Below are 13,570 nucleotides of genomic sequence, written 5' to 3' on the forward strand. Positions count from 1 at the left end.
AACCCCCGTGGATTGGATCGGGCGAACCAAAGGAGATGTGTCAGCAGTCATATGCGGCAGCTAGTTTTTATTTTAGCCTGGGTGTTGTGCCCAATACCTCTGTATGCCCTTGATGTGGTAATCAAAGTCGATGGATTGGATGCAAAACTGAAGGATAACGTCCTGGCCTACCTCTCGGTGGAGCGGGAGCGAGAGCGTGAATCCATGAACCCTGCGCGATTGAGCCTGCTGCATGATAAAGCCGAGGAGGAGATTCAGGCTGCATTGCGCCCGTTCGGGTATTTCAGGCCGACTGTCACCGCATCGATGGTTCGCACCGATCAGGGTTTCTCGTTGTCATATCATATTCAGCCGGGTCCCCCGGTGAAACTGAGCGAAGTCGATTTCCAGTTGCTCGGTGAAGGTGCGCAGGATCCGCGATTGGTAAAAAGCTTTTCCATGACGGCTGGCGAGGTGCTGGACCAAACACGCTACGAGCAGGCCAAGCAACAGATCTTGGCGGAGATTATCGAACAGGGATATCTGGATGCCCGCTTTACCCAACATCAGTTGCGTGTCGACCTGCAGCGCTATACCGCATCCATCACGCTTCACCTCGATACCGGGATGCAGTTGCGATTTGGTGAGGTGAGGATGCAGCAGAAGGTCATGAATCCGGAGTTTCTCGCCCGTTTCGTCCCTTTCAATTCAGGCGACCCCTTTAGCCAGGAGTCGCTGCTGAGTCTGCAGAGTGACTTGATCGATACAGAGTATTTTAAACAGGTCGAGGTGGTGACCCGGCGTGATCAGCGCGAGGGGGACAGGGTTCCCATCGATATCAATCTGAAACCCAACAAACGCAATCGTTACCGAATCGGTCTGGGGTACTCCACCGACATGGGGCCTCGGCTGACCCTGGATTGGAAGAACCGCCGGCGTGGGCGTAACGGACATCGCATGCGTAGCGAGCTGCAGATTTCAGAACCGCTCACTACACTGAGTACGGAATATATCGTTCCACTGCAACGCCCGACGGTAGATTTTGTCAGCTTCGGGGCCTCATTGGAGCACTTCGACACGGACACCAACAAAGGCAACCGGGCGCTGCTGAGTGCCAGCCATTCGGTTGGTTTGGAACGGGGTTGGCGGCGCGACCTGGGATTGGAGTACAGCTATGAGGATTTCGAGGTGGGTGAACAGGAGGACAGCTCGCGCCTGCTGGTGCCCAGCATTAGCTGGTTGCGCATAAAGAGCGACGGCAAGGCCTATATCCAACGTGGGAAAAGGTTGGAACTTCGTCTTGAAGGCGCCTCGGAATCGTTGCTTTCAACCACCAACTTCTTTCAGCTCTCTGCTGCGGCCAAGTTCATCCGGGGATTCGGTGACGGCGACTGGCGGGTGTTGAATCGTTTGGAACTGGGGGCGACCTGGGCCGATGATCTGACTGAGCTGCCACCCAGTAAACGCTTCTTCGCCGGCGGTGATAACACCGTGCGGGGATTTGGTTATCAGGACCTGGGACCAAGGGACCAGAACGATGAGGTGATTGGCGGGCGCTATTTCGCCGTCGGCAGCGTGGAGCTGGAGCGGCACATCAGCGGTAAATGGAGCGGAGCGTTGTTCATGGATGCGGGCAATGCCTTTGATCCCGATTATGATTCGGAAACGGCTTACAGCCTCGGATTGGGAGCCCGTTGGCGTTCACCCGTCGGGCCGATCAGGATCGATATCGCCCGTGGCTGGGTCGAGGATGAACGCCACTGGCGCCTGCATATCGTCATAGGGCCGGAGTTATGACCAGGGATGTCTTAAAACGGTTTGCCCGCTATATTTCCCTCACCATCCTGGTGGTCCTGCTACTGGCCTGCGCGATGCTCTATTACCTCATGTTCACCCATGACGGAAGCCGACGCCTGTTTTATATGGCGCAAAGGCTGGCGCCGGGGGATCTCAAGGTGGACATCTTGCACGGGCGTCTGGCCGGCCCCCTGGAGCTGACCGGTCTGGTCTATCAACAAGGGGATGGTCTGAGGTTCGAGAGTGAGCGGATCTTTCTGGATTGGCGGCCTTCCCAGCTGTTGGGGTTGCACCTGGATATTGCTGAACTCTCATTCAAGGAGACCCGTGTCAATCTGCCGTCGGGTCAAAAGGGCAGCGAAGCCACACCCCCTGTCGAACCTTTTCAGGGCATTGCCTTGCCCCTGGCTATTACCCTGTCGCGGTTCTCATCAGAAGGGTTTGAACTGGTTCAGGGAGATGCTGCTGATCCGGTACGCATCGACACACTCAACCTTTCGGCAGCAACCGAAGGTGATCGCCTCATACTCTCTCAATTCGTTGTGTCGGGATTCTCATCCGAGCTGTCGCTGCAGGGGTCTATAGGGTTGGATGCACAACTGCCGATGGCCATCGATCTCGCCTGGACCCATGCACTCCCGGAGGGGCCGGACCTGGCCGGCGAGGGACGATTGAGTGGGGATCTGCAGCAGATAAAACTCACTCAACAGCTCGCTCCACCCCTCAAGGGTGAGCTGGAGGCACTGTTGTCAGATCTGCAGGGTGAGCCTGGATGGCGGGCCGAGCTGAAGCTGGAGAGGGGTGAGCTGGCGGCGTTCAGCCATGAATTTCCGGCACTGCTAGCGGGTCAGCTGCATGCCAGTGGCAGTTTCGAAGTGGTGGATCTGACAGCAGATCTGCAGCTTGTAGAGCCCCGGATCGGTGAGATCGATGCTGAACTCCGTGGGGATTACAACCAGGGCGCCATCCGGATCGGTGGGCTGCGTATCAGTAATGGGGATGGTTTGGATCTAACCGCCGAAGGGGCTTACCTTGCGCAGAGTGGTGAACTCACTGCCGATCTGCAGTGGCAGGGTTTGCGCTGGCCGCTGATTGGGGAGACCACAGAGATCAGCAGCGATGCGGGCAGTTTGCAACTGCAGGGAAGACTCGATGTCTATCGCTATCAGTTGGCGATGCAGGCCTCCAGGCGCGAAGTGGGTGCAGTGCAACTGGATGCTGCCGGCACCGGGACAGGGCAACAGATCGACCTGGCGACCCTGGCGGTTGAATTGCCGCAAGGTAAGATCGAAGGCAGTGGCAAGCTGGCCTGGAGCCCGGTGCTCTCTTGGCAGTTGGGGTTGTCTGGGGAAGGGGTGGACCCTGCGTTGGTACACCCCATGTTCCCCGGTAACCTGGCATTCAACCTCGTTACCCAAGGAGGGATTGTGGAGGGTGAGACGGATGCTGAGTTCCAGCTCAGCGACCTGTCTGGTTCACTGCGGGACTATGCCGTGAATGGGCAGGGAGAGCTGACACTCAAACAGGGAGATTTGAACATCCACAGCTTGGAGTTGGTCACTGGTCGGAACCGCATAGCAGTGGACGGCACACTCGGCGATCGCCTGGCAATGAGCTGGTCGGTGGATGCCCCGGAGCTGGCCTCCTTTTGGCCTGGGTTGAGCGGCATGCTGCAGGCCGAGGGAGATCTGGGTGGTACCCTTCAAGCACCCACACTGAAGGCGAATATCGATGCCGGAGAGCTGGGCCTGGCGGCGTATCGGGTGGGGCAGCTGAAGGGTGATTTGGAACTGCAGATGTCCACCGAGCAGCGCTTGGCAATCGCACTCCATTGCAAAGATCTGAGTGGATTCGGCAAACAGTGGGCATCTCTGGATATCGATGTCAAAGGACGTATTCCAGAGCATCGCCTGCAGATCGATCTGGTGGGTGAGGATGTGCCTCAGATCTCCCTTGCGGCTGATTCCGGGATCGATGAGGAGAATATTTTGCAGGGGGAGCTACAGCAACTAGAGCTATCGGCGCCAGAGGCGGGTGAGTGGCGACTTGAATCGGCCATGACCTATAGACTGGGTGTTGCCGAGCAGGATCTGAAACCCCTCTGCCTGGTTTCGGGGGAGGCGCGGGTTTGTGCCAGCTTCTCCGGGCAAAACGCTGGTTGGGAGTCAAAATTGGAGGCCAGTCAGCTGCCATTGAGTCTACTGCAACCCTTTTTGCCGGATGAGACGCGGATTGCCGGAGCGGCTGACCTGGAGGCGCAATTCAAAGCCGATGCCGGGGCTGGCATCAGCGGTGACGCTGAACTGACAATCCCCCGGGGTGGACTTGATTTTCCCCTGGGCGCCGCTCAGGAGCAGGTGGATTTTTCAGGCAGTCAGGCCACTGCCAGCATCGACCGGGAGGGCATGCGGGCCGATATGGCCCTGCCCTTGCAGCAGCTGGGCGGATTCAATCTGACCTTGGGGCTGCCGAAGATTGACCTGGCTGACCTGAACCTCGATGAACAGATCCTGCACGGCACCATCCAAGGCGGGATCAAGGACCTGAGCATGCTTACCGCTCTCTCACCCCAACTGCAAAACAGTCAAGGTGAGCTGGCTGTCGATATGACCCTGGGTGGGTATCTACGGGCGCCGAGTGTGCATGGCGATGCCAAGCTTACCCGGGGGGCAGTGGATATTCCGATACTGGGCATAGAGTTGCGTGACATGGAGATGCTTATGCAGACCCCGGATCTGAAGACCCTCACTCTGGAGGGCAAGGTACGATCCGGAAAGGGGAGCTTATCAATTCAGGGAACCACTCGAATGGATGCCGAAAAAGGCTTTCCCTCCACAATCAAGATCAAGGGAGAGGAGTGGTTGCTGGTGAACACGCCAGAGGCGGAAGTGCAGCTCTCACCCGATCTAAGCCTTGAACACAGTGCGCAAAAGAGTGTGCTCAAGGGCAAGGTTCATCTGCCCTATGCCAGGATCAGGCCGCGCACTCTGCCGGAGACGGCGGTCTCGGATAGTTCAGACCTGGTGATCGTCGGTGATTCGGAGACAGAGCAGGAGCAACCCGATACCCCGCTGCATGCTGAAATCCGCCTGAGTCTGGGTAAGCGGGTCAGTTTCGACGGCTTCGGACTGCGGGGTAGATTCACCGGCGGCCTGATGATCATCGACGAACCGGGGCGGCCGGTTGTGGGTCGTGGGCGCTTGGGCATCAGCGATGGCATCTACCAGGCCTATGGCCAGGATCTGAAAATCGAGCGGGGATACGCCCTGTTTGCCGACTCACCGGTGGACAATCCCGGTCTCGATGTGCGCGCAGTCAGGGAGATTGATGAGATCAAGGCCGGGATGCGTATTTCAGGGACCATGAAAAAGCCCAAGCTGAAGCTGTTTTCATCCCCCTCCATGTCAGAGAGCGATATCCTCTCCTATATCGTCACCGGCCGCCCGGCGGGTGAGTCCTCGGGCAAGACCGCGGGCATGCTCGCGGTCCTGCAGGCGACGGGCGCAAGCAGTGTTGCCACGGAATTGGGACGGCAGCTGGGCCTGGAAGAGTTGCGGGTGGAGACGGGGAGTTCACTGGAAGAGGCCGCCCTGGTGGCGGGTACCTATCTGTCACCCCGGCTCTATGTTCAATATGTCAACGAACTGGCGACCAGCGAGACAAAGGTGCGTATGCGTTATGATCTGACGGACCGCTGGCAGCTGGAGGCGGAGACGGGGCGTACCCAGTCTGGAGATTTCTTCTATACCTTTGATCGTTGAGATTGAGTGTCGTCTGTCACCGGCCCTCTGGTGATGGTCGCTTAAAGCGGGTTTTTAACAGAGGACGCCATTCGATCGACGATGAGTTGATGGGTGACAGCCTGGATTGGGTTGTTTTATGGCGTGGGATTTCACCCACGCTCGTACGAGGGATGTAGACACAGCGTCCCTACTGTATCGCGATTAAACTGCATCGGGCAGCGATTGCCAGATAGCTGTCCAGGGTTGAGCGGCAAGCTTTAGTTGCTGCTGCGGACCGCGTCAAAATCATCCGCGATGAGCAGATTGGTCAGGAAGAAGGCCTTGGTCTTGGATACCTTCTTGTTCTGTCTCTTTTCAATCTGAATCGGGCACTCACCGGGCTGCCAATCACAGGCGATCCCGTTGATGATCTGATGGGGGCACTCTCTGCAGGTGCGGGTCTTGTATAAGCCAGTCATGGTCGTAAACTCGATCGGTCATTTGTACAACAAAAATTAGCAAAATATCAATAAATTACAAGTCAATCTTGAAGGTAATTAGTTAAATAGTGTGATAAATTACCTATATTGATTGTGATAAATTGACTATTTCACCCCTGAGCTACCTTTTCTCGTCAGTTATGAGGTCCTGGGACGGCTATCTGAACATACGGGGTAACCCTTGTGTCTCATATAGTTAGTCGGCAAATACCTCACAATATTTACCCTATAGACAGCGAGTAACTGATTTATTTTTATACAAAGGGCGAAAATAATCGCTAATTTCTCAAACTGAGATTCAACTCTCGTTTTGCTTGCCGAAAACACTCTGGAAGTGTTTAGGTATACTCAAACCTCGAGCACTGGAAATACACCACAAACCGAGACATGCGAAGCAGCAAGAGAATCAACCTGCCACTATGTATCAGAACTATTTCGGACTGACTGAGGATCCCTTTTCCATTACCCCGGATCCAAAGTACCTTTTTCTGAGCGAGAGGCATCGCAATGGTTTCGCCCATCTGCTGTATGGCGTCACCGAAGGTGGAGGATTCTTGCAACTCACCGGCGAGGTGGGCACAGGCAAGACAGTGCTGTGCCGCAAATTGTTGGATGAACTGCCTAGCGCGGTCGATGTGGCGTTCATCTTCAATCCCCGCCTGACACCCTTGGAGTTGGTGGCGGCAATCTGTGATGAATTGAATATTCTCTACCCCCTGGGCTGTACCAGCATCAAGGAGATCGTCGATTTTCTGAATGCCTTTCTGCTGGAGACTCATAGCCAGGGACGCCACACTGTGGTGATCATCGACGAGGCGCAGAACCTCAGTTACGAGTCCCTAGAGCAGATACGCCTGCTCACCAATCTTGAGACACAGAAACATAAGCTGCTGCAGATCATTCTGGTCGGTCAGCCTGAATTAAGAAGCTTATTGCAGCAGGATAGGTTGCGTCAGCTGGCGCAACGGGTGACGGCACGTTATCACCTGACACCGCTCTCCAAGTCCGAGTCCCGGGCCTATGTTCTGCATCGCCTCAGGGTGGCGGGAGCGCAGCATGCCCTGTTCAGCGGCGCTGCATTGCGCAACATCTACCACTATAGCAAGGGTGTTCCCAGGGTTATCAATATCCTCTGTCATCGGGGGATGTTGATGGCCTATGCCGAGCGTGGCAAGCAAGTGACCGGGGGCATGATCAAACGGGTGTACCAGGAACTGAGCGGATTGGGTGAAGGTTCCCGTCGCCAGCTTACATGGGCCTGGGTTGTTGTCACCCTGCTTGGATGTACCTTGGCGGTGCTACTCGCTTGGAACGCCGATCAACTGATTCGCTTGGTTCCATCCCTCGCTTCGACCGAGGCCCAACCCGATACAGTGCCGGTTGAGGAGAGTCTCGGGGATCAGCAAGCCATGACAACCACCCCGCAGTCTGTTGCGGGGGCGGCTGAAACCGTCAATCCAGCCCCAATGGACATGGTGTCCCCATCGGCAGCCGGAAACCCGCCTGCTCAAGACACGGCCACCCCTGAGTCCCATGTTGCGTCTGTCACGGAGCTTCAGCAAGTAACCCTGGAGGATGGGGGTCAGACGGGGCTTGGCAGCATGTTAGGTAATGAAAACAGTGCATTTATCACTCTGTTTAGTTATTGGCAGCGTGTCTATCCCTTGGAAGGTGCATCACGTTCATCCTGTGACAAGGCGGAAGAGGTGGGATTGAGTTGTATCTACGGCCGTGGCTCCTGGGAAAATCTGGCTTACTATAATCGACCTGCAGTGCTGGAGCTGATCATGGAGGATGGGCAACGCTACAATGTGGTTGCAATCTCACTGACGGATAGTGAAGTGACCCTCGATCTGAATGGCCGCCGTTTTGACTTCTCCCGCGAGGAGATCGATCAACTCTGGAGCGGCAGTTATATCATATTATGGCGTCCACCCAGGCTCAGTAGTGATAGGTTGAGTATTGGTCATGTAGGGAAGGACGTGGCATGGCTGAAATCGATGCTTGATCGCATCGAGGGGACCGAATCGAGTTTTGACCCGTCGAGTGCCAGGTTCGATGCGGAGACACAGCAGCGGGTGATGCGTTTTCAGCGTGCCCAGGGTCTTTTGGCGGACGGCATTGTGGGCAGGCAGACAATAATTCAGTTGAATGGCAGCGTGACTGACTCAACCAGGCCGGTGTTGCGCCGGACGGGGGGCTGATATGTCTTCCATACTCGATGCGTTGGAAAGGGCTTCCCAGGAGAGGATGCCGGGTAAAACCGATATCCTGCCTAATACCACGTCGCTTCCTGATGAGAATCATTCCGCGTTGCGACGCTGGCTGGTGTTAGCAATACTCCTGTTATTGATCGTTGCTATATTCTGGTTTCTGTTTACTGATCATGCGAGCAAACCTGAGACGCCTGGCCAAAACGAACAGCAGGGACCTACGCCGACGAAACAACAAGCCACACAGGCGAGAGTGCAAGACACTAGTGCCGGAGCGACAGAAAAAAACAAACCGACGGTACAAAAAGAGAGATTGACTGCTGAGCGAATACGTAGCAGTGGCCAGCCTAATCAGCGACCCTTGGTCAGTGAGGCGATGTTGAGCCAGAAGCGGCAGCCGAAGAAGATATCGGATCGTCCTGAGCCCGCTCGTATGGAACAGGCGCAGACTCCGCCGAGGCAAACTGTAAAAGAGTCAACCAGGGCGCAATCACCCCTGCCCGCTGTTGTACCTAAAGCGCCACTACCCAGGGTCGTAGCTAAAAGGGACACTGTTAAGGAGAAGTCACAGCAAGGTGTAACCGTGTCTGATGTAGATGACAAACAGGTTGCTGCAGTTGAATCGAGAGTGAATGAAGCTGCGGATGCTGAGCAGATGGAACAACAACAGATTCCATTGATTTGGGAGATGGACCAGGCCTTGCGGGAGGAGTTGGAACAGCTCAACACCACGATCCATGTCTACCATGAGAAACCGGCGCAACGATTTGTGATTATCAACATGCGACGCTACAGTGAAGGCGACACCCTTGGTGTGAACGGCTATCGCCTGCATGCCATCGACAGGGACGGTATCGTGGTCGATTATGGTGATGGTTTGGTGCGGCTATTGCGTGACAAGTACTAGGGCCTGTTATCACTGATCCAATACGCCCTGTTGAGCCTGAAAAAGCGCCAATCAAGGCCCTAGCATATATAACAGGTGAGACTGTTCAGCCGCTATTTCTCTCCTGTGCCGGAGCCTTGTATTGTATACCCTTCAGGCTCAACCATTCCTGAAAGCGGGCGATTTTCATGTCTAGTGAACAGCTTGGCGGCAGGGTGTCAAGGTGGTGGCCAAAGGCCTCCCGGAGCTTGACCTGCCGCTGCCGATCTAATTGCTCCCAATCGATCATGTTCTCTCCTTAACCATATTTGTGCACAGTGAAGGCGTCACATTATTCGAATCCGGTAAAGTCTTCCCGCTTGGCCCACTAGAGTGCGTATGCGCAATATGACTGTAACAGCATTCGGTTAAGATCTCTTTACAGTGGAAGTTGATTATGGTTGTAAAAATATGAACTGGTTGAGAGCGCTTTTTTTCCCATTGAAGGCCATGTTGCTGGCAAAGGTTTGTGTCCGTTTACGCGACAAGCCAATGGGTAACTCACCGAGCGGCATTGATATTCTGTTGCTCGCGCTGGCTTGGGGAAACCTCGGATATGCTGCAGGATTATCCTACCTCCGGCATGTGGGTGGACACGCGATTCGTTCCAAAGGGGCTGTTCTGGAGTGCGGTTCCGGTGCTACCACCCTGCTGGTGGGTGCCCTTACCCGGGATAGGGGCCGCCAGTTTATCGTCCTGGAACATAATAAAACCTGGTACGACTACCTGCGCAAGATCCTCGATTACCTCGAGTTCTCCCATATTACCTTGCTGCATACGCCACTGGTGGATTATGACGGTTACCGATGGTACCTGATACCCCAAGGCCTGGTGGTGGATAAGATTTCATTGGTGATATGCGACGGTCCACCCAGCAGTAATCCAGGCGGTCGTTACGGTCTGCTGCCCACTATGATGGAGCATCTGGGCGAGAAGTGCGTGATTCTCATGGATGATACTCATCGAAGGGCAGAGCAGCATATTATCGATGCCTGGACTGAGTGTCGTTGCCTGAAGGCGAATCGGATCGGCCGTTTCGGGACCCATGCCGAGGTTGTTTTTTGTTGAGCATGTTTGATCAACACCGACTCATAATACTCGATGCGGATGGCACTACCATTGATGCGTTCGAGGCGATCAATATGGCGTTTTCAGCGCACAATATGGATATCGGTGATATACAACGTTTTCAGGGTCGGCGTAAGATTTTCAAATATATCGGCGGTCTCAAGGAGTTGCCGAAAAATCTACGTAAACAGCTGAAGGAGAAGCAGCGTACCGATCTGATTGTCACCCTGACTGAGATCTACAGGGAACAGGCCAGGTTGTTTGAAGGCATGGGGGGTATGATCAACAGACTGATTGCGCAACCCGATCTCAAGGTGGGCATGATTACCCGCAATATCACCCATGAGCCGGAAAAGACCCTGCGTAAACTCTATCTGCGCAATGGGGTCGATGTTACGGGGCTCGATTTTCTCATCCACCTGCCATTGAGAAAGCAGAAGCTGACGGCGTTCCAGGCGATTCGTGAGAGTTTGCAGATCAATCCTGCCCGGGCCTACGCAACAGGCGATGAGAAATGCGACTATGTGGCAGCTGTCGGTTCAGGGATGCACCCATTCATGGTGTCGTTCGGTTTTGAAAGCTACCAACGCCTGACCAGGAAGATCGGGGTGCCGGCCGCGCTGATCTCCCGCCAGCCTCTTGAGCTGAAACAGCGTGTGCTGCATGCCTTGGATATTACCTGATCACTGCTTCCGTGACCTGCTGTATAATCAGTCCATGTAAGCTGATTGTGGCATCTTAGTGCTGGATTGGAGAGGGATGGTGGTCTGGTGGAGTTGAAAGTCGGTTTGGCCCTTGGCAGTGGCGCGGCCCGTGGTTGGTCCCATATTGGAATTATCAACGGCCTGGCTGAGATGGGCATCGAGCCTGAAATTGTCAGTGGCAGTTCCATCGGTGCCTTGGTAGGGGCCGCCTATGCCGCGGATAAGCTGGAACTGCTCCAGGCCTGGACCTGTTCCCTTACCTGGAAAGAGATCATCCGGTTTCTGGATCCCACCCTGTTGGGGGGCGGCCTGATTCAAGGGGACAGGCTGGCCGAGTTTATCAGTGAATATGTCAAGGACCTGGATTTCAATGACTTGAAACGCCAGCTTGGGGTGGTCGCTACAGAGCTGGAGACAGGTAGGGAGATCTGGTTCCGTCAGGGGCCGGTGATGGAGGCGGTAAGGGCGTCCATCAGTCTTCCCGGTCTGTTTACGCCACTGCGACATGAAGGTCGTTGGCTGGTGGATGGCGGGTTGGCGAATCCGGTCCCGGTCTCCCTGTGTCGCGCAATGGGCGCTGATATCGTAATCGCTGTCAATCTGAATGGGGATATTCTCGGTAAGCATCTGCGCCAAAGCAGCGCTGATCAGAATAAGCCGGCTGAGGTCAGGGATGATGATCTTTGGGGACGTATCACCGGTCAGGTGATGAGCAGTCTCTATTCAAGAAAGAAGGAGCTGATGAACCGTCTTTTGGGAGAGAACCGGAACGTTCCCGGACTCTATGAGGTGCTGGCCAGCTCAATCAATATCATGCAGGACAGAATAACTAGAAGTCGCATGGCTGGTGATCCACCGGAGATCACCCTGGCCCCCCGGATGTCGAAATTGGGACTGATGGAGTTTGATGAGGCTGAAATGGCAATCGATGAAGGCCTGAAGGAGATCCGGCGTATGCGACCCGCATTGGAGCAGTTGTTTGAACGCTGACAGGCGCTGTAAGCTATTCGTTGACGAATGGGTAAAAGGGCTCGTTGACGCTCTGTGTGAGCGGTTTCTCATGCATTATGCGGGCCTTGACCCTGGTGGTGGTCAGGCCTTTCTCATCGAGTATCTCGGGAAACAGCCGGTAGACTCGGCTGGTTTCCAGGGGGCGTTCCCATGCGGCTCTCTCCAGTCGTATGCGAATCTCAGGGCGGAGTGGCAGCTGCAGTAGCCAGGGTGCCTGCCAATTCAGAAAATCAGAGACCAGTTGTTGTTGCGCGGAGTCGTTCCAACTCTCACGCAGTAGCAACGTCGGAAACATCGTGTCGGGATAGTGCTTGCCATGTCGGTCAATACCCGAACCATCACGATTTCGTTCTATCCATATGGCGGTTGGCTGTTTACCTGCTGCGTGCTTGACCAGGTGGATGAGCTCATCTGTGCTGCCGGCTGCAGAGCTGAATTGTCTACCAGCCTGACCTCCTGGATACCAGGCAGGGTTGTCATAAGGGGTGCGTATATCGCTGCCCAGTGCGCTATCGAGTAAAGCCAGGGGATGACCACTTTGCTCGTCGAGCAACCATAGTTCATGAAAATCCATGCTTTGAAAGGGTATCTCTTCAGCATGTTGCTCGACTGCATGGAGTAAATGATCGCCTATCTGCTCGATCAGGTTGGACGGTATGGCACCGCGGATACGCGAGCGACTGAGTCCTTGGGCAGGATTCCAACTGCCATAAACAATCTCGGAGAGGCCGGTATGGCTGACGATGCTTTCATCGGCCACATAGAGTTTCCAGTCCCAGCCATTCATGCTCTCCGCAATACCGCCTGCCACGCTGATAATCTGCTGCAATCCGTGAAAGGGGGCGAGTAGACGGCGGCTGTATGTTTCAATACCCATGAGAAAAGTTTGGTCCTTGATGGTCAATTCAGCAAGTATTTTTCCCTGGGCTAAGGTTAATATGTGTCTCTTCTGTATAACTGTCCAAGTCGATATTCGAACAGCAATCGAAAAAGTATTCATGGTCGGATGGCGATGTTTAGTGTCAGCGGAGCAGTAGAGTTAAATATACATGTGGAATTTTCCAGTGATTATCCGGGGGTACTTAAATGGGGGCTGGTGTAATCCCCTTCTGCGTGCATGATGGGGATCTCATTTTTCTCTTTCAGTCCACATTCAGTGGCCGTAAAGCCGGTTACTTGATCGATTTTGGCGGTGGCCTGGGGATCGGTGAGGGGTATAGGGCGACTGCGGTCAGGGAGTTTGTCGAGGAGACCGAGAGCATGTATTTCGCCGAGAATCTGCAGCGGGCATGCCGGGATGCCGTTCAAGTCAAACAACAGATCCCTATCGTCGACACACTGTTCGAAAAGACCCTGTCGATCTATCCGGACTGGTGGTGTAGACGTATCCACCCCAAAAGCTGGAGGACCTATTTCATCGAATTCCCCTATCGGGATGTCAATCTGTTGAATCGGGAGTGGCGGGACGATGCGGTGGGTAGGTTCAAAAAGCGGCGTGAACTCAGCTGGATCACTGCTGATGAGTTGCTGGCTATTTATGAGCACAATCCTGAGCGCCTGTGGAAACGTGTCAGGCAGTTAGAGCTGGCCCCGGATCTGATCAGGAAAATAGTCCGTGAGAAAGCTGCCACCAATCCGTGATAGCCATTCC

At 54.7% G+C, this 13,570-nt stretch carries 11 protein-coding genes; 8 read left to right on the forward strand and 3 right to left on the reverse strand.

What is annotated here, in order from left to right; genetic code table 11:
- Positions 1–51 precede the first annotated feature (51 nt).
- Both R2K28_RS01180 and R2K28_RS01185 read left to right on the forward strand, forming a co-directional pair.
- Positions 52–1,776, forward strand: a complete 1,725-nt coding sequence (locus tag R2K28_RS01180) for an autotransporter assembly complex protein TamA (protein WP_316367606.1) — start codon at positions 52–54, stop codon at positions 1,774–1,776.
- The gene (locus R2K28_RS01185) at positions 1,773–5,537 is read left to right on the forward strand and encodes a translocation/assembly module TamB domain-containing protein (protein ID WP_316367607.1); all 3,765 of its coding nucleotides are present in this window, start codon (positions 1,773–1,775) and stop codon (positions 5,535–5,537) included. The genes R2K28_RS01180 and R2K28_RS01185 overlap by 4 nt, the downstream gene beginning before the upstream one ends.
- 239 nt (positions 5,538–5,776) lie before the next feature.
- Here R2K28_RS01185 and R2K28_RS01190 read toward each other — a convergent pair whose 3' ends face one another.
- Entirely contained in the window at positions 5,777–5,977 is a 201-nt protein-coding gene (locus tag R2K28_RS01190; protein WP_116445704.1) for a hypothetical protein, read from the reverse strand.
- Positions 5,978–6,417: 440 nt separating this feature from the next.
- Between R2K28_RS01190 and R2K28_RS01195 the strand changes: the two genes are divergently transcribed.
- Together R2K28_RS01195 and R2K28_RS01200 are read left to right on the forward strand one after the other, a co-directional pair.
- A complete protein-coding gene (locus tag R2K28_RS01195) occupies positions 6,418–8,202 on the forward strand; it encodes an AAA family ATPase (protein WP_316367608.1) in 1,785 nt (594 codons plus the stop codon).
- 1 nt (position 8,203) lies between these two features.
- Positions 8,204–9,118 (forward strand): general secretion pathway protein GspB, encoded by a 915-nt coding sequence (locus R2K28_RS01200; protein WP_316367609.1) that lies wholly within the window; start codon positions 8,204–8,206, stop codon positions 9,116–9,118.
- Between the two features lie 85 nt (positions 9,119–9,203).
- Here the strand turns inward: R2K28_RS01200 and R2K28_RS01205 are convergent, their stop codons facing one another.
- On the reverse strand, positions 9,204–9,386 hold the full coding sequence (locus R2K28_RS01205) for a hypothetical protein (protein ID WP_316367610.1): 183 nt from the start codon (positions 9,384–9,386) through the stop codon (positions 9,204–9,206).
- Between the two features lie 161 nt (positions 9,387–9,547).
- Between R2K28_RS01205 and R2K28_RS01210 the strand changes: the two genes are divergently transcribed.
- Genes R2K28_RS01210 through rssA form a run of 3 tightly spaced genes read left to right on the forward strand, consistent with a single transcriptional unit; the run spans position 9,548 to position 11,898 of the window.
- Positions 9,548–10,204, forward strand: coding sequence for a class I SAM-dependent methyltransferase (locus R2K28_RS01210; protein WP_316367611.1), 657 nt, complete (start codon positions 9,548–9,550; stop codon positions 10,202–10,204).
- Positions 10,205–10,206: 2 nt separating this feature from the next.
- The gene (locus R2K28_RS01215) at positions 10,207–10,887 is read left to right on the forward strand and encodes an HAD family hydrolase (RefSeq protein ID WP_316367612.1); all 681 of its coding nucleotides are present in this window, start codon (positions 10,207–10,209) and stop codon (positions 10,885–10,887) included.
- Positions 10,888–10,932: 45 nt separating this feature from the next.
- Positions 10,933–11,898, forward strand: a complete 966-nt coding sequence (gene rssA, locus R2K28_RS01220; protein WP_316367613.1) for a patatin-like phospholipase RssA — start codon at positions 10,933–10,935, stop codon at positions 11,896–11,898.
- Between the two features lie 13 nt (positions 11,899–11,911).
- On the opposite strand, the gene R2K28_RS01225 is transcribed toward rssA, so the two are convergent.
- On the reverse strand, positions 11,912–12,796 hold the full coding sequence (locus tag R2K28_RS01225) for a hypothetical protein (RefSeq protein WP_316367614.1): 885 nt from the start codon (positions 12,794–12,796) through the stop codon (positions 11,912–11,914).
- Positions 12,797–13,005: 209 nt separating this feature from the next.
- Here R2K28_RS01225 and R2K28_RS01230 point away from each other — a divergent pair, with 209 nt between their 5' ends.
- Positions 13,006–13,560 (forward strand): hypothetical protein, encoded by a 555-nt coding sequence (locus R2K28_RS01230; RefSeq protein WP_316367615.1) that lies wholly within the window; start codon positions 13,006–13,008, stop codon positions 13,558–13,560.
- Positions 13,561–13,570: the final 10 nt, after the last annotated feature.

Origin of the sequence: Candidatus Thiodiazotropha sp. CDECU1, assembly GCF_963455295.1 — a bacterium.
Taxonomy (GTDB): Bacteria; Pseudomonadota; Gammaproteobacteria; order Chromatiales; family Chromatiaceae; genus Thiodiazotropha.

Bases quoted from the DNA above. Each gene is read 5' to 3' on its own strand.
- R2K28_RS01180 (WP_316367606.1), top strand. From the start codon at position 52: ATGCGGCAGCTAGTTTTTATTTTAGCCTGGGTGTTGTGCCCAATACCT.
- R2K28_RS01185 (WP_316367607.1), top strand. From the start codon at position 1,773: ATGACCAGGGATGTCTTAAAACGGTTTGCCCGCTATATTTCCCTCACC.
- R2K28_RS01190 (WP_116445704.1), bottom strand. From the start codon at position 5,977: ATGACTGGCTTATACAAGACCCGCACCTGCAGAGAGTGCCCCCATCAG.
- R2K28_RS01195 (WP_316367608.1), top strand. From the start codon at position 6,418: ATGTATCAGAACTATTTCGGACTGACTGAGGATCCCTTTTCCATTACC.
- R2K28_RS01200 (WP_316367609.1), top strand. From the start codon at position 8,204: ATGTCTTCCATACTCGATGCGTTGGAAAGGGCTTCCCAGGAGAGGATG.
- R2K28_RS01205 (WP_316367610.1), bottom strand. From the start codon at position 9,386: ATGATCGATTGGGAGCAATTAGATCGGCAGCGGCAGGTCAAGCTCCGG.
- R2K28_RS01210 (WP_316367611.1), top strand. From the start codon at position 9,548: ATGAACTGGTTGAGAGCGCTTTTTTTCCCATTGAAGGCCATGTTGCTG.
- R2K28_RS01215 (WP_316367612.1), top strand. From the start codon at position 10,207: ATGTTTGATCAACACCGACTCATAATACTCGATGCGGATGGCACTACC.
- R2K28_RS01225 (WP_316367614.1), bottom strand. From the start codon at position 12,796: ATGGGTATTGAAACATACAGCCGCCGTCTACTCGCCCCCTTTCACGGA.
- R2K28_RS01230 (WP_316367615.1), top strand. From the start codon at position 13,006: ATGGGGGCTGGTGTAATCCCCTTCTGCGTGCATGATGGGGATCTCATT.